23 protein-coding genes are annotated in these 19,044 nt (G+C 54.5%); 7 read left to right on the top strand and 16 right to left on the bottom strand.

The features are described 5' to 3' along the window. The 9 genes from ABLU87_RS09750 to fkpA all read right to left on the bottom strand — a co-directional run. The coding region (locus ABLU87_RS09750; RefSeq protein WP_009484166.1) for a GTP-binding protein at window positions 1-136 on the bottom strand (136 nt) is incomplete at its 3' end. Window positions 137-206: 70 nt separating this feature from the next. Further along, window positions 207-2,321 carry an elongation factor G gene (gene fusA, locus ABLU87_RS09745; RefSeq protein WP_004115957.1) on the bottom strand — a complete coding sequence of 705 codons (2,115 nt, stop codon included), beginning with the start codon at window positions 2,319-2,321 and terminating at the stop codon, window positions 207-209. A 96-nt stretch (window positions 2,322-2,417) separates the two neighbouring features. Beyond that, window positions 2,418-2,888, bottom strand: coding sequence for a 30S ribosomal protein S7 (gene rpsG / locus ABLU87_RS09740; RefSeq protein ID WP_004106370.1), 471 nt, complete (start codon window positions 2,886-2,888; stop codon window positions 2,418-2,420). Between the two features lie 95 nt (window positions 2,889-2,983). Continuing rightward, entirely contained in the window at window positions 2,984-3,358 is a 375-nt protein-coding gene (gene rpsL, locus ABLU87_RS09735; protein WP_002920115.1) for a 30S ribosomal protein S12, read from the bottom strand. Window positions 3,359-3,482: 124 nt separating this feature from the next. Further along, window positions 3,483-3,770 (bottom strand): sulfurtransferase complex subunit TusB, encoded by a 288-nt coding sequence (gene tusB / locus ABLU87_RS09730; protein WP_025107828.1) that lies wholly within the window; start codon window positions 3,768-3,770, stop codon window positions 3,483-3,485. Between the two features lie 7 nt (window positions 3,771-3,777). Beyond that, on the bottom strand, window positions 3,778-4,137 hold the full coding sequence (gene tusC / locus ABLU87_RS09725; protein ID WP_004854839.1) for a sulfurtransferase complex subunit TusC: 360 nt from the start codon (window positions 4,135-4,137) through the stop codon (window positions 3,778-3,780). After that, window positions 4,137-4,523: a sulfurtransferase complex subunit TusD gene (gene tusD, locus ABLU87_RS09720; RefSeq protein ID WP_025107829.1), complete on the bottom strand. Its 387-nt coding sequence runs from the start codon at window positions 4,521-4,523 to the stop codon at window positions 4,137-4,139. Before tusD ends, tusC begins: the two co-directional genes overlap by 1 nt. Further along, window positions 4,523-5,245: a transcriptional regulator gene (locus ABLU87_RS09715; protein ID WP_004106380.1), complete on the bottom strand. Its 723-nt coding sequence runs from the start codon at window positions 5,243-5,245 to the stop codon at window positions 4,523-4,525. The genes tusD and ABLU87_RS09715 overlap by 1 nt, the downstream gene beginning before the upstream one ends. Window positions 5,246-5,411: 166 nt before the next feature. Next, window positions 5,412-6,230, bottom strand: a complete 819-nt coding sequence (gene fkpA / locus ABLU87_RS09710) for an FKBP-type peptidyl-prolyl cis-trans isomerase (RefSeq protein ID WP_025107830.1) — start codon at window positions 6,228-6,230, stop codon at window positions 5,412-5,414. Between the two features lie 222 nt (window positions 6,231-6,452). On the opposite strand from fkpA, the gene ABLU87_RS09705 reads away from it, so the two are divergent. Further along, entirely contained in the window at window positions 6,453-6,671 is a 219-nt protein-coding gene (locus ABLU87_RS09705) for a protein SlyX (protein ID WP_004106384.1), read from the top strand. 59 nt (window positions 6,672-6,730) lie between these two features. On the opposite strand, the gene slyD is transcribed toward ABLU87_RS09705, so the two are convergent. From slyD to kefG, 4 genes are all read right to left on the bottom strand, one after another. Then, the gene (gene slyD / locus ABLU87_RS09700; RefSeq protein ID WP_014227042.1) at window positions 6,731-7,318 is read right to left on the bottom strand and encodes a peptidylprolyl isomerase; all 588 of its coding nucleotides are present in this window, start codon (window positions 7,316-7,318) and stop codon (window positions 6,731-6,733) included. Window positions 7,319-7,412: 94 nt separating this feature from the next. Continuing rightward, window positions 7,413-7,613: a YheV family putative zinc ribbon protein gene (locus tag ABLU87_RS09695; protein WP_004106389.1), complete on the bottom strand. Its 201-nt coding sequence runs from the start codon at window positions 7,611-7,613 to the stop codon at window positions 7,413-7,415. An 11-nt stretch (window positions 7,614-7,624) separates the two neighbouring features. Next, window positions 7,625-9,430 carry a glutathione-regulated potassium-efflux system protein KefB gene (gene kefB, locus ABLU87_RS09690; RefSeq protein WP_014227043.1) on the bottom strand — a complete coding sequence of 602 codons (1,806 nt, stop codon included), beginning with the start codon at window positions 9,428-9,430 and terminating at the stop codon, window positions 7,625-7,627. Continuing rightward, window positions 9,417-9,977, bottom strand: coding sequence for a glutathione-regulated potassium-efflux system ancillary protein KefG (gene kefG / locus ABLU87_RS09685; RefSeq protein ID WP_004854856.1), 561 nt, complete (start codon window positions 9,975-9,977; stop codon window positions 9,417-9,419). Before kefG ends, kefB begins: the two co-directional genes overlap by 14 nt. 175 nt (window positions 9,978-10,152) lie before the next feature. Here kefG and ABLU87_RS09680 point away from each other — a divergent pair, with 175 nt between their 5' ends. Continuing rightward, the gene (locus ABLU87_RS09680) at window positions 10,153-12,057 is read left to right on the top strand and encodes an ABC transporter ATP-binding protein (protein ID WP_046877911.1); all 1,905 of its coding nucleotides are present in this window, start codon (window positions 10,153-10,155) and stop codon (window positions 12,055-12,057) included. A 61-nt stretch (window positions 12,058-12,118) separates the two neighbouring features. Here ABLU87_RS09680 and ABLU87_RS09675 read toward each other — a convergent pair whose 3' ends face one another. After that, window positions 12,119-13,609 carry a nicotinate phosphoribosyltransferase gene (locus ABLU87_RS09675; protein WP_049084405.1) on the bottom strand — a complete coding sequence of 497 codons (1,491 nt, stop codon included), beginning with the start codon at window positions 13,607-13,609 and terminating at the stop codon, window positions 12,119-12,121. Window positions 13,610-13,613: 4 nt separating this feature from the next. Next, entirely contained in the window at window positions 13,614-14,483 is an 870-nt protein-coding gene (prs, locus tag ABLU87_RS09670; RefSeq protein ID WP_048263499.1) for a ribose-phosphate diphosphokinase, read from the bottom strand. 196 nt (window positions 14,484-14,679) lie between these two features. On the opposite strand from prs, the gene ABLU87_RS09665 reads away from it, so the two are divergent. The 4 genes from ABLU87_RS09665 to ABLU87_RS09650 all read left to right on the top strand — a co-directional run bounded on the left by ABLU87_RS09665 (window position 14,680) and on the right by ABLU87_RS09650 (window position 17,626). Next, on the top strand, window positions 14,680-15,399 hold the full coding sequence (locus ABLU87_RS09665) for an NUDIX domain-containing protein (RefSeq protein WP_014227046.1): 720 nt from the start codon (window positions 14,680-14,682) through the stop codon (window positions 15,397-15,399). A gap of 144 nt (window positions 15,400-15,543) precedes the next feature. Beyond that, window positions 15,544-16,503 (top strand): hydrolase, encoded by a 960-nt coding sequence (locus ABLU87_RS09660; RefSeq protein ID WP_231719137.1) that lies wholly within the window; start codon window positions 15,544-15,546, stop codon window positions 16,501-16,503. After that, window positions 16,500-16,718 carry a YheU family protein gene (locus tag ABLU87_RS09655; RefSeq protein ID WP_004125965.1) on the top strand — a complete coding sequence of 73 codons (219 nt, stop codon included), beginning with the start codon at window positions 16,500-16,502 and terminating at the stop codon, window positions 16,716-16,718. The genes ABLU87_RS09660 and ABLU87_RS09655 overlap by 4 nt, the downstream gene beginning before the upstream one ends. Window positions 16,719-16,753: 35 nt before the next feature. After that, the gene (locus ABLU87_RS09650) at window positions 16,754-17,626 is read left to right on the top strand and encodes a phosphoribulokinase (protein ID WP_004854874.1); all 873 of its coding nucleotides are present in this window, start codon (window positions 16,754-16,756) and stop codon (window positions 17,624-17,626) included. 43 nt (window positions 17,627-17,669) lie between these two features. Here the strand turns inward: ABLU87_RS09650 and ABLU87_RS09645 are convergent, their stop codons facing one another. Further along, window positions 17,670-18,074 carry an OsmC family protein gene (locus tag ABLU87_RS09645; RefSeq protein ID WP_004854875.1) on the bottom strand — a complete coding sequence of 135 codons (405 nt, stop codon included), beginning with the start codon at window positions 18,072-18,074 and terminating at the stop codon, window positions 17,670-17,672. 304 nt (window positions 18,075-18,378) lie between these two features. Here ABLU87_RS09645 and crp point away from each other — a divergent pair, with 304 nt between their 5' ends. Continuing rightward, window positions 18,379-19,011, top strand: coding sequence for a cAMP-activated global transcriptional regulator CRP (gene crp / locus ABLU87_RS09640; RefSeq protein WP_000242758.1), 633 nt, complete (start codon window positions 18,379-18,381; stop codon window positions 19,009-19,011). The last annotated feature ends 33 nt before the right edge of the window (window positions 19,012-19,044 follow it).

Below are 19,044 nucleotides of genomic sequence, written 5' to 3'. Positions count from 1 at the left end.
CGCGAGCAGAACCACCGTAGGTTTTAGCCAGAACGGTAGTGATTGCAGCGGTCAGAGTAGTTTTACCATGGTCAACGTGGCCGATAGTACCGACGTTGACGTGCGGTTTTGTACGTTCAAATTTTTCTTTAGACACGGCTATATTCCTTACTATAGTGCTCTCCCCTTCTGGAGAGAGCACGGGACTTTGGTTTTAACCCTGCGGCTTATTTACCACGGGCTTCGATTACGGCCTGAGCAACGTTGTTCGGCGCATCATCATACTTCAGGAACTCCATGGAGTAAGAAGCACGACCTTTGGTCAGAGAACGCAGCTGAGTTGCATATCCGAACATTTCAGACAGCGGAACTTCAGCGTGGATCACAACGCCAGTCACGTTGGATTCCTGACCGCGCAGCATACCGCGACGACGGCTAAGGTCACCGATAACGTCACCAGTGTTCTCTTCCGGAGTTTCTACTTCAACCTTCATGATCGGCTCAAGCAGAACTGGTTTCGCTTTCTTAAAGCCATCTTTAAAGGCAATAGAAGCGGCCAGTTTAAACGCCAGTTCAGAGGAGTCAACGTCGTGGTAAGAACCGAAGTGCAGACGCACGCCCAGATCAACTACCGGATAACCAGCCAGAGGACCTGCTTTCAGCTGCTCCTGGATGCCTTTATCAACGGCCGGGATGTATTCGCCAGGAATTACACCACCTTTGATGTCGTTGATGAACTCATAACCTTTCGGGTTAGAGCCCGGCTCCAGTGGGTACATGTCGATAACGACGTGACCGTACTGACCGCGACCACCAGACTGTTTAGCGTGTTTACCTTCGATATCGGTAACTTTCGCGCGAATCGCTTCGCGGTAAGCAACCTGAGGTTTACCGACGTTCGCTTCAACGTTGAATTCACGCTTCATACGGTCAACGATGATGTCGAGGTGCAGCTCACCCATACCGGCGATGATGGTCTGGTTAGATTCTTCATCAGTCCATACGCGGAAAGACGGGTCTTCTTTAGCCAGACGGCCCAGAGCCAGACCCATTTTTTCCTGGTCAGCTTTGGTTTTCGGTTCAACAGCGATAGAGATTACCGGCTCAGGGAATTCCATACGCTCCAGAATGATCGGCGCATTAGGATCGCACAGAGTGTCACCCGTAGTTACGTCTTTCAGACCGATAGCAGCAGCGATATCGCCCGCGCGAACTTCTTTGATCTCTTCACGTTTGTTAGCGTGCATCTGTACGATACGACCGAAACGCTCACGTGCAGCTTTCACGGAGTTCAGGATGGTATCACCAGAGTTAACCACACCAGAGTACACGCGGAAGAAGGTCAGGTTACCCACGAACGGGTCGGTAGCGATTTTGAATGCCAGAGCAGCAAACGGCTCATCATCGCTAGCGTGACGCTCAGCCGGAGTATCTTTACCATCGTCCAGGATACCGTTGATCGCAGGTACGTCAACCGGGGATGGCAGGTAGTCAACTACCGCATCCAGCATCGCCTGAACACCTTTGTTCTTGAACGCAGAACCACAGGTTACCAGGATGATTTCGTTGTTCAGAACGCGCTGACGGAGAGCAGTTTTAATCTCTTCTTCAGTCAGTTCTTCACCACCCAGGTATTTCTCCATCAGCTCTTCAGAAGCTTCAGCAGCGGACTCGATCAGGTTCTGGTGCCATTCTTCGGCCAGTTCCTGCATGTCTGCCGGGATATCTTCGTAAGTGAAGGTTACACCTGCGTCTTCTTCGTTCCAGTTGATGGCTTTCATTTTCACCAGGTCAACAACACCGGTGAACGCTTCTTCAGCGCCAATCGCCAGCTGCAGCGGAACAGGGTTCGCGCCCAGACGGGTTTTGATCTGACCAACAACTTTCAGGAAGTTCGCACCCATACGGTCCATTTTGTTAACGAACGCAATGCGCGGAACTTTGTATTTGTTTGCCTGACGCCATACGGTTTCAGACTGAGGCTGAACACCACCAACTGCGCAGTAAACCATTACTGCACCATCAAGCACACGCATGGAACGTTCTACTTCGATGGTGAAGTCAACGTGCCCCGGGGTGTCGATGATGTTTACGCGATGCGGTTCATACTGCTTAGCCATACCTGACCAGAATGCAGTAGTCGCTGCGGAGGTGATAGTAATACCACGCTCCTGCTCCTGTTCCATCCAGTCCATGGTGGCAGCGCCGTCATGAACTTCACCGATTTTGTGGTTTACACCGGTGTAGAACAGAATACGTTCGGTAGTAGTAGTTTTACCGGCGTCGATGTGCGCACTGATACCGATGTTACGGTAGCGTGCGATGGGTGTTGTACGAGCCATTTGATTCCTCGTTTATTTCTTTAGGCGTTCAGTTAAGTTATCCAAAACGGGCGACTTATCTGAAGCGCCCGCCTGGTGACTAATACTCCGAAGGGATTACCAACGGTAGTGTGCGAACGCCTTGTTGGCTTCTGCCATACGGTGAACGTCTTCACGTTTCTTAACTGCAGTACCTTTGTTGTCTGCAGCATCAGAAAGTTCGTTCGCCAGACGCAGAGCCATGGATTTATCACCACGTTTACGAGCAGCTTCAACGATCCAACGCATTGCCAGAGCATTACGACGAACCGGACGGACTTCAACTGGAACCTGATAAGTAGAACCACCAACGCGGCGAGACTTAACTTCTACAGTCGGGCGCACGTTGTCGAGAGCGACTTCGAAAGCTTCCAGTTCATTTTTACCAGAGCGCTGAGCCAGGGTCTCCAGCGCGCTGTATACGATTGCTTCTGCAGTAGATTTTTTACCATCTACCATCAGGATATTTACAAATTTAGCCAGCAGTTCTGATCCGAACTTAGGATCCGGCAGGATTTTACGCTGACCAATGACGCGACGACGTGGCATGGAAATACTCCGTTGTTAATTCAGGATTGTCCAAAACTCTAAGAGTTTAGTTTGACATTAATATAAAACGTTTGGCCTTACTTAACGGAGAACCATTAAGCCTTAGGACGCTTCACGCCATACTTGGAGCGAGCTTGCTTACGGTCTTTAACGCCGGAGCAGTCAAGCGCACCACGAACGGTGTGGTAACGAACACCCGGAAGGTCTTTAACACGACCGCCACGGATCAGGATCACGGAGTGCTCCTGCAGGTTGTGACCTTCACCACCGATGTAGGAGGTGACTTCGAAACCGTTAGTCAGACGCACACGGCAAACTTTACGCAGTGCGGAGTTCGGTTTCTTAGGAGTGGTGGTATATACACGAGTACATACGCCACGTTTCTGCGGGCAGGCTTCCAGCGCCGGCACGTTGCTCTTTGCAACTTTGCGCGCGCGTGGTTTGCGTACCAGCTGGTTAATTGTTGCCATTAAATAGCTCCTGGTTTTAGCTTTTGCTTCGTAAACACGTAATAAATCGCCTCATATAATATGAGGACGCAGAATTTTAGGGCGGTGCCGAAAAGGTGTCAAGAAATATACAACGATCCCGCCATTACCAGGACAACTGACCTGCATGTTTGACTGAAAGTCTGACGAAATCAGTATAGCTAACCCTGACGACACTGTCCGCAATTTGACCAGCCAGCCCGCGGGCTTCGATATCTTCTTGCAGAGCGTAGAGGGATATGGGGGCAGATTGCAGGATTTCAAGGAAACGGCCTTCCGCGAGAGCGGCGATAACGCCGTCCGACAGCAGCAGAAGATCGTCGCCCTCTTTTAGCAAACGGAGCATAGCCGCCATATCGGCGTGCCAGGGGGATGTGCTTAGCGTGTGGAGCATTCGAGCCTCAGAACCGCAGTATCACGTTAAAATCGTCAAGCCGGGCGCGCAAAGCCTCTGGCTCCAGCCATTCGCCATCAACAACCCACGGCGTGGCAGAATTCAGACCGCGCTCCCGTGCTGAAGCAGCGCAAATCCAGCACTGTTCGATATCGTATAGCGATAAGAGCTTAAAGGTGGAGATATAGTCGCGCGCCAGCACCGCTGCGGGGCGCTGCCCGGGAAGAAGCTGAAAGACGCCATCGCCCACGAAGAAAACGCCGATCTCTTCCGTCAGCGCTGAGGTTGCCAGCAGGGCGTCCAGCCCTTCCCTGCCCGACGCTGAACCATGAGGAGCAGACGAAAAAACAAAGGCTACGCGCTTCATCAGAACTGCACCATGCGATCGCAGGTTAACGCGGCTTCCGCCAGCGCGCCCAATCCGCTCAAGGTAAAGCCCGGCTGCAAATTATACCCAGGCAAATTTAGCTGCCGGGCTTCCTGTTCATCAGTGATTCCACGGCGTAACGCTGCGGCTACACAGATATGCAAGGAAACGGCGTGTTCGTCATGCAGCGTCTGCCAGGCCCGAACCAGATCAAATTCGTCGCTGGCGGGCGCCGTGAGCTGATTCGCGTTATAGACGCCTTCACGATAGAAAAAGATGCTGATCAACTCGTGGCCTTCCTGCAAAACGGCGCGGGCAAACTGTAGTGCGCTGCTGGCCTGCTGGGTACCATAAGCGGGCCCCGTTACCGTAATGGCAAAGCGCATTACTTATCCAGCCCCTGGAAATCTCCACTTTTGAACTGACGAATGTAGAGATATACCGTGTGCTTAGAGATGTTCAGCCGATCGGCCACCTGGTTGATGGCATCTTTGATATCAAAAATCCCCTTCTCATAGAGGTTTAGGACGATCTGCCGATTTTTAGCGTTGTTAGAAACGTTACGGTCAGCGTTCACCTCTTCAATCGTGAACTCAAGCGTCTGGGCCACCAGATCGTCAACCGATGAAGCAAAGTTGACCTGGGAATTCACCTCCGTCGTTTCCGGCGGAATAAAGGTGCTCATGATTTGTGAGAAAGGGACATCAAGGTTCATGTTGATGCACAGCAGGCCAATGACCCGATGGTCACGGTTGCGGATAGCGATAGTGACCGATTTCATCAGCACACCGCTTTTGGCGCGAGTAAAATAGCATTTGGAAACGCTGCTATCGGCTCCAGTCATATCGTGCAGCATGCGCAGCGCAAGGTCGGTAATTGGCGAGCCGATTTGACGGCCGGTGTGTTCACCGTTGGCGATACGAATAGCGGAACATTTTAAGTCCTGCAATGAGTGCAATACGATTTCACAGTGGGAACCGATGAGCATCGCTAACCCGTCCACTACCGCTTCATAGGATTTAAGGATATCGAAGTCGGTCTGGTCAAAAGGACGTTGATCCAGCAAATCAAGCTCACTGGTCTCGTTGGTTAAAAGCGACCTGGACATGAAAAAAAGCACTCCTTTTCAGGAGCCTGTCGTTATCGTCAGGGCAGGCTCATCATCATTATTAATCTATCTAAAGTAATACAGCGCCTGAGGTTCTTTCCAGTTTTAATTATATCTGCCCGCAATAAAAAAACCGCCGCCCCTGGAGGCGGCGGCTTAAAACCGATTACTTCTTAGCGTCAGCGGCTGGCGCTTCAGCAGCGGCTTCAGGCTTGGCGTCCGCTTTCGGCGCCGGTTTAATATCCAGCAGCTCTACATCAAATACCAGAGTAGAGTTTGCCGGGATACCCGGTACGCCAGTTTTGCCGTAAGCCAGATCCGGTGGAATGACCAGCTGGATTTTACCGCCTTTCTTGATGTTCTTCAGGCCTTCGGTCCAGCCCGGGATCACGCCGTCCAGGCGGAAGGAAAGCGGCTCGCCGCGGGTATAAGAGTTATCAAACTCTTTACCGTCGATCAGCGTACCTTTGTAGTTGACGACAACGGTATCGCTGTCTTTCGGCGTTTCACCGGTACCCGCTTTCTCGACTTTGTAGAGCAGGCCAGATTTAGACGTTTTCACGCCTTTCTCTTTGGCAAAGGCGTCACGGTAAGCTTTGCCTTTCGCTTCATTCTCAGAGGCGTCTTTTTCCATTTTCTGCTGAGCAGCAGTTTTTACACGGGTTTCAAACGCCTGCAGAGTCTGTTCGATCTCCTGATCGGACAGCTTGCTCTTATCAGCAAAAGCGTCCTGAACGCCGGCGATCAGCTGATCTTTATCTAATTTGATGCCCAGTTTTTCTTGTTCTTTCAGGGAGTTTTCCATGTAACGTCCCAGCGATGCACCCAGCGCATAAGCAGATTTCTGATCGTCATTTTTAAATGCCGATTTGCTGTCCGTTGCGGGTGCCGCTTTCGCTGTAGTCTCAGCAGCGAAGCTCAGCGGTGCATTCAGGGCGATGGCCATAGTGGTCGCCAGCAGCGTTACTTTAAACAGTGATTTCATCCATTTCTCCAGGGCCGGGGCATCTCACCCCAGGGTTATCGTAAAAAACAAAAAACGTACTATAGAACGTTGCAGAACAAATCAACATACAGACGTACCTGAATATCGCCTCATTTAAGACTATTTTTGTATGAATTAGTTTCCTGTCAGACGTAACGATGCTGCGCGGATGCTGAAACTTCAGTAGAATCCGCCCGCAGGATAAGAAAGAAGAGGTTACTCATGCACGATAGCACTTTAGAGACTCGCCTTGCGGAGCTGGAGAGCAGACTGGCGTTTCAGGAAATCACTATTGAAGACCTCAACAAGACCGTCACCGCCCACGAGATAGAAATGGCGAGGATGCGCGAACATATGCGCCTGATGGTCGAAAAACTGAAAGCCACTCAGCCGTCGCATATGGCTTCACAGGCGGAAGAAACGCCCCCGCCGCACTATTAAGACGTAAAAAAAGCGGGTTTCCCCGCTTTTTTCTATTCCGCGACGCGAGCGCAGCGGAATTAGTGGCAGCCGCAGCCGCCGTTGCCGCCGCAGCCGCCTTTGCCATGTTCGTGGTCATGGTCATGGCCGTGGCCACCGCAGCAACCATCATGATCGTGGTCGTGGCCATGATCGTGCCCGTGAGCACCGTGTACATGACCATGCTCCAGCTCTTCCGCCGTTGCTTCGCGAATCGCGACAACTTCAACGTTGAACTTCAGATTCTGACCAGCGAGCATGTGGTTACCGTCAACAACAACGTGTTCGTCACCCACTTCGGTGATTTCTACCGGTACCGGACCCTGATCGGTTTCCGCCAGGAAGCGCATGCCAACCTGCAGTTCATCAACGCCCATAAATACGTCTTTAGGAACGCGCTGAACCAGGTTTTCGTCGTACTGACCGTATGCATCGTTAGCGCCGACTTCGACGTCAAATTTGTCGCCAACGTCGTGGCCGTCCAGCGCGTTTTCCAGGCCGGAAATCAGGGAACCGTGACCATGCAGGTAGTCAAGCGGCGCGCTTACCGGAGACTCATCAACCAACACACCGTCTTCTGTACGTACCTGATAGGCCAGGCTGACCACCAGGTCTTTTGCTACTTTCATGATATCTCCTGAGCATGGGAAGAATAGTGGCGCAGATTGTAGCGGAATTCTGCACCCGTGTACCCTCTAGCTTAAAAAAAGCCGATAGATAACGCTAGTCCGGATGAAAAATGCCTATCACTTGCTCTTCTTTGCGAACATGCTCGCGGACCTCTTTATCCGCCTCACGCATCTGATGACCGCACTTAACGCACTCAACAATATCGACATTATTCTCACGCCACATCGCCAGCGAATCCTGGGCCTGGCACGCCGGGCATTTCGCACCGGCGATAAAACGTTTACGCACAGCCATATCATTTACCTTTATTCAAATTCATCCCAGCCGTCTAACTGCCTGCTCTCTTTTTGCATCTCGCGCTGAAAAATCTCCTCCAGCTCGCGTCTCGCTTCCCGCACGCGGGATATCTGCAGGGTATCACTATGCACCGGCATTAACTCGCGCAGCATCCGCATATCGAGGCGCCGAAAATGCAGCTGGGCGCGCTGCGCCTGATGGGGATGCATGCCGAGTGAGATAAGCGCTTTCCGTCCTAGCTCCAGCGCGCTGGAGAAGGTTTCGCGGGAAAACTGCGCCACTCCCGCCTGCAGCAGCTCATGGGCCTCAACGCGTCCCCGCGCTCGCGCCAGAATATGGAGATGTGGAAAGTGTTGTTGACACATCTCCACCAGCTTCATGGTATCTTCCGGCTCGTTGCAGGTGATAACGATCGACTGCGCGTCTTCGGCTCCCGCCGAGCGAAGGAGCTCCAGCTGCGTCGCATCGCCAAAATAAACTTTATAGCCATATTTACGCATCAGATTGACCGCGCTGATATCGCGCTCCAGTACCGTAATACGCATTTTGTTCGCCATCAGCAGACGGCCAATCACCTGGCCGAAACGCCCAAAACCAACGATGATCACCTGCGGTTTGTCATCTTCAACCCACGGAGCCTCGCCCTCCTCTTCAGGTTGGTTCAATCGCCGCGAAAGGACTTTATCGATGAGCTTCATCAGCAGCGGCGTGGTCATCATCGATAATGTCACCGTCACCAGCAGCAGGGCCATCTGATCGTTTTGAAACAGACGAAGCGAAGCGGGGAGTGAGAACAGCACAAAGGCAAACTCGCCCCCCTGGCTCAGCACGCCGGCAAACTGCACCCGTTCAGAGCTGCGCAGGCCATAAACCCGTGCCAGAAGATACAGGACGAGACCTTTTACCGTCACCAGTATCGCGACGCTGGCCACAACCCACAGTAAATGGGTATAGAGCACCCCAAGGTTCAGCGCCATGCCAACGGAAATAAAGAACAGCCCGAGGAGAAGCCCTTTAAACGGCTCAATGGCGATTTCCAGCTCGTGGCGATACTCGCTCTCTGCCAGCAGGACGCCGGCGATAAAGGTCCCCAGCGCCATCGACAAACCGAGCGCATCCATAAACAACGCCGATCCAAGAACCAGCAGTAGCGTCGCCGCGGTGAAGACCTCCCGCACGCCGGAGCCGGCGATAAACCGAAATACCGGCCTCAGCAGATAACGACCTCCAACCAGCATTCCGCCGAAGGCCAGCACCTTCATCCCGATGGTGAGCCAGTTAAAATGGTCGTCACCTGACCCTGCGAGCAGGGGAACCAGCGCCAGGGCCGGGATCACAGCCAGATCCTGAAACAGCAGTACGGAGAAGCCCAGCTGCCCGGACTCGCTGCGGCTCATGCCTTTCTCCCGCATCAGCTGCAGCGCCATCGCGGTGGAAGACATCGCCAGCCCAATTCCGCCAACCACCGCAGCGCGCCATGAGAAGTCGCTAAGCATGAGCAAACCGCCAAGTATCAGCGCGCTGAAGGCGACCTGAGCGGCCCCGACGCCGAAAATGGAGCTTCTCAGCCGCCACAGCTTGGACGGATTCAACTCCAGTCCGATGATAAACATCAGAAAGACGACGCCTAATTCTGAGAAGTGAAGAATTTCATCCACATCGCTGATGAAGCCTAATCCCCAGGGGCCGATGGCGATACCGGCCAACAGATACCCGAGCACGGCACCAATACCCAGCCTCGCCGCCAGCGGCACCGCCACTACGGCGGCAAACAGAAATAACACCCCGGCCAGCAGTAAATCAGCTCCCGCCATTTGGACCTCCCGCCGTTACAGGGTTAGCCAGCCAATCGCGGTAGGCGCGAGCGCGGCTTTTCAGATCGTCGGGTGATTGCCGACGCGCCCAGTAGACGATAATCGGGCTCATCCAGTGCATGCGGCACATACCGGCGGTCAGTTCGAAAGGGCGGAGAATATCATTCATCGGATAACGATGGGCATCGCGCCGGTAGGCGCTCTCCGGCTCGCCGGTAGTAATGACGCTACGCCAGTACTTTCCCGCCAGCTGATTCCCTCCCGCCCCGCTGGCAAAGCCGCGGCTAAGCACCCTGTCCAGCCACTCTTTCATCAGCGCCGGGCAGCTCCAGGTATAGAGCGGATGCTGGAAAACAATCACCTCATGCTGGCGCAGGAGATCCTGCTCGCAGGCGATATCGATAAAAAAATCCGGATAGTGCGCGTAGAGATCGTGCACGGTAACATTCGACAACTGTAAGGCCGGTTCAAGCAAAACCCGGTTGGCCACGGAATCCTGAGATTCTGGGTGGGCATACAGCAGCAAAACTTTCGCTGTCTGAGACATCTTTCCCCTCCCGAACGTCTTCTGGCGGCCTGTGCAGCGGCTGCGTCCCGACGCAACCAGAATGACTTTGTGTATCATCTTCATTTTGGGCTACCATTGCGGCCCGGTTGAGCGATTCGCTCGACACTACATTATCATAATGACAAATTAACATAGTCAGAACATACGGCGCCTTATGATTGTTTTCTCCTCCTTACAAATTCGTCGCGGCGTACGCGTCCTGCTGGACAACGCTACCGCCACCATCAACCCAGGGCAAAAAGTCGGCCTGGTGGGTAAAAACGGCTGCGGTAAATCCACGCTGCTTTCGCTTTTGAAAAACGAGATTAGCGCCGACGGCGGCTCAATGACCTTCCCCGGCAGCTGGCAGCTGGCCTGGGTTAATCAGGAAACGCCTGCGCTTGCGCAGCCGGCTATTGACTATGTTATTGATGGCGATCGCGAATTCCGCAAGCTGGAGGCGGACCTGCACGAAGCCAACGAACGTAATGACGGCCATGCCATCGCGACGGTCCACGGTAAGCTGGACGCCATCGACGCCTGGACCATCCGCTCGCGTGCGGCCAGCCTGCTCCACGGGCTCGGTTTCAGCAACGAACAGCTTGAAAGACCGGTGAGCGACTTTTCCGGCGGCTGGCGTATGCGTCTCAACCTCGCGCAGGCGCTGATTTGCCGTTCCGATCTGCTGCTGCTTGATGAACCGACGAACCACCTCGATCTCGACGCGGTCATCTGGCTGGAGAAGTGGCTCAAAGGCTACCCGGGGACCCTGATACTGATCTCCCACGATCGCGATTTTCTCGATCCGATCGTCGACAAAATTATCCATATCGAACAGCAAACGATGTTCGAGTACACCGGCAACTACAGCTCATTTGAAGTGCAGCGCGCGACCCGTCTTGCGCAGCAACAGTCGATGTATGAGAGCCAGCAGCTGCGCGTCGCGCATTTGCAGAGCTACATCGACCGTTTTCGCGCTAAAGCCACCAAAGCTAAACAGGCGCAAAGCCGTATCAAAATGCTCGAGCGTATGGAGCTCATCGCCCCTGCCCACGTTGATAACCCGTTTCACTTTAGCTTCCGCGCGCCGGAAAGCCTGCCCAATCCCCTATTGAAAATGGAAAAGGTCAGCGCCGGTTATGGCGAGCGCGTGATTCTCGACTCAATCAAGCTGAATCTGGTTCCCGGTTCGCGCATCGGTCTGCTGGGGCGTAACGGGGCCGGTAAATCGACGCTGATTAAACTGCTGGCCGGCGAGCTACAGCCGCTGCAGGGTGAAATTGGTCTGGCGAAAGGCATCAAGCTTGGCTACTTTGCCCAGCATCAGCTGGAGTTCCTGCGCGCCGACGAATCCCCGCTGCAGCATCTTGCCCGTATTGCGCCGCAGGAGCTGGAGCAGAAGCTGCGCGACTATCTGGGCGGTTTCGGCTTCCAGAGCGATAAAGTCAACGAAGAGACAAAGCGTTTCTCCGGCGGCGAGAAAGCGCGCCTGGTGCTGGCGTTAATCGTCTGGCAGCGGCCTAACCTGCTGCTGCTTGATGAACCCACCAACCACCTCGATCTCGATATGCGCCAGGCGCTAACCGAAGCGCTCATTGATTTTGAAGGCGCGCTGGTGGTGGTTTCGCACGACCGTCATCTGATTCGCTCCACCACCGATGACCTTTACCTGGTGCACGACAGCAAAGTCGAACCTTTCGATGGCGATCTTGAAGACTATCAGCAGTGGCTGAGCGACTCGCAAAAGCAGGAAAACCAGACATCGGAAGAGCCAAAGGAAAACGGCAACAGCGCCCAGGCGCGTAAAGATCAGAAACGCCGGGAAGCCGAGCTGCGTACGCTGACCCAGCCGCTGCGCAAAGAGATCGCCCGACTGGAAAAAGAGATGGAGAAGTTCAACGCGCAGCTGGCGCAGGCGGAAGAGAAGCTGGGCGACAGCGAATTGTACGATCAAAGCCGCAAAGCCGAGCTCACCGCGTGTCTACAGCAGCAGGCCAGCGCGAAGTCCGGGCTGGAAGAGTGTGAAATGGCCTGGCTGGATGCCCAGGAGCAGCTGGAGCAGATGCTGCAGGAAGGCTAGCGGCAATATGCCATACGTGAAGGCGGGCTAACCCGCCTTTTTTCATCCTCCGCACCCTGGCTTAGCGCTGCGCCGCCAGCCGGGCGCGGATCTGCGACAGCGAGACATAGCCGTACAGCTTGCCATCCAGAAAGCGCGTTTTTAACTCGCCCTGCTGCTCCTGTTCCAGCGTTTGCCCATCGTACAGCTGCAGTTCCCCCAAGGCGTCGCGTTCCACGCGCAGCAGACCACGCGCCGAACGTTTAAGACCATTATCGGTTTTCGGCTCCTTAAAGAGGGCTCTTCCCTCGCCGTTCACCTCCCCCCAGGTTGCCTTCATCGCGAAGCCGAAGGTATCGCGGGTGTTGTACTGGTAGGTAAATGAACCCACGCCGAACACCACGTTAGCGCTGGCAAAGCCTTTCGCTTCCAGGCGACGCAGGATCTCATCCGCTCTGGCGAGAGTAATGGAATCGCCGTAAATCAGGCCGACATGCGGATCCAGCACCTTGTATCCTTTTTCGTTGATAGTACCGCCAAAAATTTCCCACAGAACCTCCACGGAGCCTTTCTCCTCGGCGCTGCGCTCGCTGCGGGTGTCGTCGTCAGCTGCGGTTCCGCACAGAATCGCCACCGGATCGCCGCTGTCCGGACGGAATACCACGCGCCCCTGACGCTGCATAATTATTGCCTGCAGCTCGCGGGTGTATTCGGTCAGCACCTGCCAGTAGTCCCAGGTATCCGAGACGATAGAGACGAAACCCTGCGGGTGGACTTCGGTAATCAGCCGGCGAAAGGTTTCAATTTCCCGCTCGCGCTCGCCCATACACATCACGCTGTGTTCCGTAGCCGGAATGCTGGCGCCGATGAGCTCATCTTCACCGCGAGTGTAATAATCACGGGCATACAGCAGCGAAGGCAGGCTATCGGTCCCTTTGAAGCTGGCCAGATGTCCGCAGCCCGACTGCGCAGTGTCGTGCAGCCCGGACATTCCCCGAAACGAAAAATCGTGACACTGGAAATCAAGGTGCGTCAGATCGCTACAGGTTTTCTCCGCCCAGCGTTCGCAAATCAGGCGATAGTGGTGGGCGATGGTCGCGTTGGTTGACGCTTTCCACAGCTCCGCCGAAAGCACCGTCTCCAGATAGTTCACCAGCCAGAAGAACTCAGGTTGCGTATTGGTGATGGTCAGCACCGGTACTTTCATCGGCACCTTGGTGCCTTCATCCAGCGCTTTGATATGCAGCGGTAAATAGCCAAGCCGATGCAGAGCGCGAATAGGCTCCACCCCAACCGTATCGCGCCCCAGATAGCCGTCCATCACCTGCTTATACTCGTTCACGACCTCCTCTTCCGGGCGGGCGAAAAACGCCTCGTTAAACAGATCGACCAGGAACCACTGCAGAAAGCCCTGCAGGCCGAAAAACACCAGCTTGCCATCGGCCTGCGGCGACTGGAAAAAACGATCGCTGCGCGGGGTAAAGTTAGAGTAAACCTTCGTTGTCCCCTGCGGATACTGCACGCGATGGGAAACTTTATAACCATCAATGGCCAGAATCGGATTTATTTTCATCATGTTATCCCCAATGTGCGCGGTAGATGGCGTCAATATCGATAAGCTCCAGCTGCGGATGAGCCAGGGCAGGAGAAGTCAAAGAGGTGGTGGCGTAAACGGCATCGATGCCGTTATTCAACAGATGCTCTACGCCTTTGGAAAAAATACCGTGGGTGACGTACAGACTCACGCTGCGGGCGCCCGCCTCGCGCAGCACCTGCGCCGAGCCGATAAAGGTGCCGCCAGCGTCACAGAGGTCGTCAACAATAAGCACCGCTTTACCCGCGACATCACCGGCCAGCAGGGAAAAACCGCTTAACGCGCCGCTGGCAAGGTCACGCTCTTTACCGAGGATCGCGAACTCTCCGGCACCGCAGGCTTTAGCCACAGGATGAATCTTCTTTAGCGCACCGGCATCCGGCGCCACCAGCATCAGCTCCCCGGCAGCAATAGCCTGACGCAGACCGGCGCTCTGCAGAAGACAGTGCTGTTGAGCCACCGCGACCATGTTATTGACTGCCGCCGCTGCGGCATCGCTGTGCGGGTCAAGCACCACGACTTTGTCAAAGCCAAGGGTATTAAGCTGCCTGGCAAAGACCTTCAGCGCGAAGCTGTCTCCCGGCACCATATGACGATCCTGACGCGCCCACGGCAGCCACGGCAGTTCCAGATGGCTAAACGTCACGTCGGTAACATGACGCACGGCCTCCACCAGCTGCGCCAGCAGCATAAAATCGTTCATGTCGCGCAGAGCAACCGCCCGGATGCGCATCAGACGGGCGGAAGGCGGTAGTGGATCGGTCACCTTCAGCCACACAGCGCCATCGGGAAAGACGCCGCTGGCAAGCGTAAACGCTTCATCATCCAGTTCCAGGGTAAATTTTTCGCTCATGATGACCTCCGCTCATTAAATTGTGTCCCTAAGACACAATCAATAATGTCCCTAAGACACATATTGTGCAAGCGTTAAATGTCATTTAAGCGGAGATGTGAATTAAGCAGTTGAAAAACAATAATAAAAATGTAGGCTTGCTGCTCAGGAAGGGGCTGGTACACTTGTCAGCGTTCTTTTCCGCTGCGAGCGCTCTATGACCAACGATGCCGAATACCTCAGCCAATACGATGCCAGCCGCTTTCCCTCGCCGCTGGTGACCGTCGATAGCGTCCTGTTTACCCTGCATGAAGGGGCGCTGTGCGTTCTGCTGGTTGAGCGCGCTAATCCACCGCAGCAGGGGGCGTGGGGGCTACCCGGCGGCTTTATCGATCTGGCGCACGATGATTCAACCCGCGCCACGGCGCTACGTAAGCTCACGGAAAAAACCGGGATTTCACCGTCATGGCTGGAGCAGCTCGACACCTTCTCCGGGCCGGATCGCGATCCGCGCGGCTGGAGCCTGACTATCGCCTGGTTTGCGTTAATCTCGTGGGTAGAGTGTCAGCCGCATATCGCCAGCGTCAGCGATGCCCGCTGGGTGCCGGTGGCGCAGCTGGATAGCTATTCGCTGGCTTTCGATCATCAAAAGATTATCGACGCCGGTCTGCATCGCTTACGCCAAAAAACGATGTACTCTTTACTGCCGGTTTACTGTCTGCCGGAGACCTTTACCCATGGTCAGCTGCTGGAAGCCACGGAAATCATCCTTGGTCAGCCGATTCAACGCAAAAGCCTGATTCGCCGCTTCGAAGCCTCCGGAATGTTTGAAGAGACCGGTGAAACAGCGGCAACCGGCGCGCGGAAAGCGCGGCTATGGCGGCGTAAACCCGGCGTCGATTTTCATCTCTTTTCACGTAACCTGCTGACCGATTAGCCGCAAGGCCACATATGGGCTAACCTGCGCACTTCATGCGCGGTATAGTATGTTATAAAGATTATTTATTGCTCTGGTGCTATGGTTGATATCACTCCTACAGAAATGACGCCCCCTGAAGACGACTCGCAGCAGTTTCATCCGATGCGCGGCGTAGGCAATCGTCATTTGCAAACCATGTTGCCGCGGCTAATCCGTCGCAAACTCCGCTTTACTCCCCACTGGCAGCGTCTGGAATTGCCGGACGGCGATTTTGTCGATCTGGCATGGAGTGAAGACCCTTCTCAGGCGCGCCATAAACCTCGTCTGGTGGTATTTCATGGCCTGGAGGGGAGCCTACACAGCCCTTACGCACACGGACTTATCCATGCGGCAATGCAGCGCGGCTGGCTGGGCGTGGTAATGCACTTTCGCGGCTGTAGCGGCGAACCCAACCGGAATAACCGCATCTACCACTCGGGCGAAACGGAAGACGGCTCCTGGTTTCTGCGCTGGCTCCAGCGCGAGTACGGCACGGTTCCCACCGCCGCGGTGGGATATTCGCTCGGGGGCAATATGCTGGGCTGCCTGCTGGCAAAAGAAGGCGACGCTATTCCCGTTGATGCCGCGGTTATCGTATCGGCGCCGTTTATGCTGGAAGCCTGTAGCTATCATATGGACAAAGGTTTCTCCCGCGTTTATCAGCGCTACCTGCTCAACCTGCTGAAAGCCAACGCCGCGCGTAAGCTAAAAGCCTATCCCGGCTCTCTGCCCGTCGATTTACGCCAGCTAAAAAGCATGCGCCGTATCCGCGAGTTTGACGATTGCATTACGGCCAGGATCCACGGTTTTGCCGATGCGCTGGACTACTATCGCCAGTGTAGCGCCATGCCGCGCCTGAGCGATATCACTAAGCCCACGCTGATTATTCACGCGAAGGACGATCCCTTTATGGATCACCACTCGATTCCCCCGCAGGAGCAGCTGCCGGCGAATGTCGAATATCAGCTCACGGAGCACGGCGGGCACGTTGGCTTCGTCGGCGGCACGCTGCGTAAGCCTGAAATGTGGCTTGAAAAACGCATCCCGGATTGGCTAACCCGTTGGCTAGGAGCGCAAATATGATCATTCCCTGGCAAGATCTCGATCCCGAAACGCTGGATAACCTGATCGAAAGTTTTGTATTACGTGAAGGCACCGATTATGGTGAACATGAACGTTCGCTGACGGATAAAGTCGCGGATGTTAAACAACAGTTGAAAAGCGGAGAAGCCGTGCTGGTGTGGTCAGAACTGCACGAAACGGTGAACATCATGCCCCGCAAGCAGTTTCACGGCTAAGGCGGCACACACTATCGTTTACTCTGGGAGTTGTTATGTCTGCCAAACATCCGGTGATTGCCGTCACGGGCTCCAGCGGCGCGGGAACCACGACCACCAGCCTCGCCTTTCGCAAAATTTTCGCCCAGCTTAATCTGCACGCCGCCGAAGTTGAAGGCGATAGCTTTCACCGCTATACCCGTCCGGAAATGGACATGGCGATCCGTAAAGCGCGCGATCAGGGCAAACATATCAGCTACTTTGGCCCCGAGGCTAACGACTTCGGCCTGCTGGAACACACGTTCGCCGAATATGGGCAAAGCGGCAAAGGCCAGTCGCGCAAATATTTACATACCTATGACGAGGCCGTGCCGTGGAATCAGGTTCCGGGGACCTTCACGCCCTGGCAGCCGCTGCCGGAACCGACTGACGTCCTGTTTTATGAAGGCCTGCACGGCGGCGTTGTGACGCCGCAGCATAACGTAGCAAACCATGTCGACCTGCTGGTCGGCGTGGTGCCCATCGTCAATCTTGAGTGGATCCAGAAGCTTATCCGCGACACCAGCGAGCGCGGACACTCTCGTGAGGCGGTCATGGATTCCGTGGTCCGCTCGATGGAAGATTACATCAACTTTATCACCCCGCAGTTTTCACGCACCCACCTCAACTTTCAGCGCGTACCGACGGTGGATACGTCCAACCCGTTTGCGGCCAAAGCCATTCCTTCACTGGATGAAAGCTTTGTCGTTATCCATTTCCGTAATCTAAAAAATATCGATTTCCCCTGGCTACTGGCGATGCTGCAGGGCTCGTTTATTTCGCATATGAATACCCTGGTGGTACCGGGCGGGAAAATGGGGCTGGCGATGGAACTGATTATGGCGCCGCTGGTTGAGCGGCTGATGGAAGGCAGGAAAATCAGCGAGTAGCCAGAACCCCGGTGGCGCGATTGCCGGCCGGGGCGCGTTCGGCTTACCCTTCGATCACTTCATAAGAGTGGGTAATGTTTACCGCTTTCTCAAGCATCAGCGCGACGGAACAATACTTTTCCGCCGACAGGTCGACCGCGCGAGACACGGCAGCGTCCTTCAGTTCTTTACCGGTCACGATAAAATGCAGATTGATATGGGTAAACAGACGCGGCGCCTCTTCGCGGCGCTCCGAGGTCAGCTTAACTTCGCAGTTGGTGACGTTCTGGCGGCCCTTCTGCAATATGGAAACCACATCAATCGCGCTGCATCCGCCTGCCGCCATCAGTACCATTTCCATTGGGCTGGGCGCTTTATCCCCGGAATTGCCGTCCATCAGAATCTGGTGGCCAGAAGCCGACTCACCGATGAAGGTTAACCCTTCAACCCACTTCACTCGCGCTTGCATAAATTTAACTCCAGGGCTGTAATTTTCCTGACAGATTACGCGTACATAACAATTCTCGCAACGGAAGGCGACCTGGGTCATGCTGAAGCGAGACACCAGGAGACATGCGGCGAAAGCTATGCTAAAACAATCTGGATGCTACAGTAATACATTGATGTACTGCATGTATGCAGAGGAGTTCACATTACAGGCTGCAGAAAACTTTCAGCCGGATTCCCAGGTATAGGGATTCAATACGATTGCATGCCCGGATGCCGTGTAGTGTCGGCACCCGGAGATAGCTTATAACAGAGGATAACCGCGCATGGTGCTTGGCAAACCGCAAACAGACCCTACCCTTGAATGGTTCTTGTCTCATTGCCACATTCATAAGTACCCATCAAAGAGCACGCTGATCCACCAGGGTGAGAAAGCAGAAACGTTGTACTACATCGTTAAAGGCTCCGTGGCTGTACTCATCAAGGATGAAGAAGGTAAAGAGATGATCCTCTCTTACCTTAATCAGGGCGATTTCATCGGTGAATTAGGCTTGTTTGAAGAAGGCCAGGAGCGTAGCGCTTGGGTACGTGCGAAAACCGCATGTGAAGTGGCCGAAATCTCCTACAAAAAGTTCCGTCAGCTGATCCAGGTTAACCCGGACATCCTGATGCGTCTCTCTTCGCAGATGGCTCGTCGTCTGCAGGTCACGTCTGAGAAAGTCGGCAACCTCGCCTTCCTTGACGTTACCGGTCGTATCGCTCAGACGCTGCTGAACCTGGCTAAACAGCCGGATGCGATGACCCACCCGGACGGTATGCAAATTAAAATTACCCGCCAGGAAATTGGTCAGATCGTCGGATGCTCCCGCGAGACCGTTGGCCGCATCCTGAAAATGCTGGAAGATCAAAACCTGATCTCCGCGCACGGTAAAACTATCGTCGTCTACGGTACCCGTTAAGTCGGTAAAACGGCGTATTGCCTGACAATACGC

Origin of the sequence: Klebsiella sp. CB_Kp196 (assembly GCF_040061575.1) — a bacterium.
In the GTDB taxonomy this organism is placed as follows: domain Bacteria; phylum Pseudomonadota; class Gammaproteobacteria; order Enterobacterales; family Enterobacteriaceae; genus Klebsiella; species Klebsiella michiganensis.
The sequence above is the reverse complement of the archived record's forward strand: the minus strand, read 5'-3'. Positions and strand labels throughout refer to the sequence as shown.

What these genes read in the sequence shown, in the direction of transcription:
- fusA (WP_004115957.1), bottom strand. Translation starts at nt 2,321, where the DNA reads ATGGCTCGTACAACACCCATCGCACGCTACCGTAACATCGGTATCAGT.
- rpsG (WP_004106370.1), bottom strand. Translation starts at nt 2,888, where the DNA reads ATGCCACGTCGTCGCGTCATTGGTCAGCGTAAAATCCTGCCGGATCCT.
- rpsL (WP_002920115.1), bottom strand. Translation starts at nt 3,358, where the DNA reads ATGGCAACAATTAACCAGCTGGTACGCAAACCACGCGCGCGCAAAGTT.
- tusB (WP_025107828.1), bottom strand. Translation starts at nt 3,770, where the DNA reads ATGCTCCACACGCTAAGCACATCCCCCTGGCACGCCGATATGGCGGCT.
- tusC (WP_004854839.1), bottom strand. Translation starts at nt 4,137, where the DNA reads ATGAAGCGCGTAGCCTTTGTTTTTTCGTCTGCTCCTCATGGTTCAGCG.
- tusD (WP_025107829.1), bottom strand. Translation starts at nt 4,523, where the DNA reads ATGCGCTTTGCCATTACGGTAACGGGGCCCGCTTATGGTACCCAGCAG.
- ABLU87_RS09715 (WP_004106380.1), bottom strand. Translation starts at nt 5,245, where the DNA reads ATGTCCAGGTCGCTTTTAACCAACGAGACCAGTGAGCTTGATTTGCTG.
- fkpA (WP_025107830.1), bottom strand. Translation starts at nt 6,230, where the DNA reads ATGAAATCACTGTTTAAAGTAACGCTGCTGGCGACCACTATGGCCATC.
- ABLU87_RS09705 (WP_004106384.1), top strand. Translation starts at nt 6,453, where the DNA reads ATGCACGATAGCACTTTAGAGACTCGCCTTGCGGAGCTGGAGAGCAGA.
- slyD (WP_014227042.1), bottom strand. Translation starts at nt 7,318, where the DNA reads ATGAAAGTAGCAAAAGACCTGGTGGTCAGCCTGGCCTATCAGGTACGT.
- ABLU87_RS09695 (WP_004106389.1), bottom strand. Translation starts at nt 7,613, where the DNA reads ATGGCTGTGCGTAAACGTTTTATCGCCGGTGCGAAATGCCCGGCGTGC.
- kefB (WP_014227043.1), bottom strand. Translation starts at nt 9,430, where the DNA reads ATGGCGGGAGCTGATTTACTGCTGGCCGGGGTGTTATTTCTGTTTGCC.
- kefG (WP_004854856.1), bottom strand. Translation starts at nt 9,977, where the DNA reads ATGTCTCAGACAGCGAAAGTTTTGCTGCTGTATGCCCACCCAGAATCT.
- ABLU87_RS09680 (WP_046877911.1), top strand. Translation starts at nt 10,153, where the DNA reads ATGATTGTTTTCTCCTCCTTACAAATTCGTCGCGGCGTACGCGTCCTG.
- ABLU87_RS09675 (WP_049084405.1), bottom strand. Translation starts at nt 13,609, where the DNA reads ATGAAAATAAATCCGATTCTGGCCATTGATGGTTATAAAGTTTCCCAT.
- prs (WP_048263499.1), bottom strand. Translation starts at nt 14,483, where the DNA reads ATGAGCGAAAAATTTACCCTGGAACTGGATGATGAAGCGTTTACGCTT.
- ABLU87_RS09665 (WP_014227046.1), top strand. Translation starts at nt 14,680, where the DNA reads ATGACCAACGATGCCGAATACCTCAGCCAATACGATGCCAGCCGCTTT.
- ABLU87_RS09660 (WP_231719137.1), top strand. Translation starts at nt 15,544, where the DNA reads ATGCGCGGCGTAGGCAATCGTCATTTGCAAACCATGTTGCCGCGGCTA.
- ABLU87_RS09655 (WP_004125965.1), top strand. Translation starts at nt 16,500, where the DNA reads ATGATCATTCCCTGGCAAGATCTCGATCCCGAAACGCTGGATAACCTG.
- ABLU87_RS09650 (WP_004854874.1), top strand. Translation starts at nt 16,754, where the DNA reads ATGTCTGCCAAACATCCGGTGATTGCCGTCACGGGCTCCAGCGGCGCG.
- ABLU87_RS09645 (WP_004854875.1), bottom strand. Translation starts at nt 18,074, where the DNA reads ATGCAAGCGCGAGTGAAGTGGGTTGAAGGGTTAACCTTCATCGGTGAG.
- crp (WP_000242758.1), top strand. Translation starts at nt 18,379, where the DNA reads ATGGTGCTTGGCAAACCGCAAACAGACCCTACCCTTGAATGGTTCTTG.